The organism is Amycolatopsis thailandensis (assembly GCF_002234405.1).
Lineage (GTDB): Bacteria > Actinomycetota > Actinomycetes > Mycobacteriales > Pseudonocardiaceae > Amycolatopsis > Amycolatopsis thailandensis.
The window spans coordinates 1-618 of record NZ_NMQT01000384.1; the positions used below are offsets into that span (position 1 = coordinate 1).

General features: G+C 68.3%; 1 protein-coding gene and 1 pseudogene. Both read left to right on the forward strand.

The genetic code is table 11. The features are described 5' to 3' along the window. Positions 1-273 (forward strand): annotated as a pseudogene (locus tag CFP71_RS43045) (zinc-binding dehydrogenase); the annotation flags it as partial. A gap of 10 nt (positions 274-283) precedes the next feature. Continuing rightward, a partial coding sequence (locus CFP71_RS43050) for an aldo/keto reductase (protein ID WP_208636171.1) occupies positions 284-618 on the forward strand: 335 nt, incomplete at its 3' end.

Consider the following 618-nt stretch of genomic DNA (forward strand, 5'->3'; position numbering starts at 1 on the left):
GGCACGATCGCCATCGTCGGTTCCACCGGCCCCATGCCCTCCCCCGTGGCGTTGGGCACCGTGATGGGCAAGGAACTTACGGTCGTCGGGTCGCTCAACGGCGACATCGCCGACTACCACCGCTCGGTGGACTTCTTCCGCACCTTCGGCGGCCGGATGCCCTGGGACGACTTGTTCAGCGCGCCGGTCGGGCTTTCCGAAGCGTCCAAGAGCGTCGAGTCGATGTCGCGGCTCGGCGAGCTCAAAGCCGTCATCGATCCCCGCCTTCCCTAGGAGACCCGCAATGCCAGTCATCCCCCAGCGCCGCATCGGCCGAGACGGCCCGCTCACCGGCGTGCTCTCGCTCGGCTCCTGGCACACCTACGACCGGATGGACTTCCGCGAGGCGGTGAACCTCGTCCGCACCGCGGTCGATTCCGGGATCACGCTCTTCGACGTCGGCGTCTACGGTTTCCCCGGTGCCACCGCGGTCTACACCGACGTGCTCTTCTCCGCCATGGTCCGCGCGGCCGGGATCCGCCGGGAGGACTACCTGCTTTCGGCCAAGCTGTGGCTGGAGGGCTATCCGGAGCACAACCTCCGCGACCAGCTCGACAACGCCCTGTTCCGCGCGGGCGT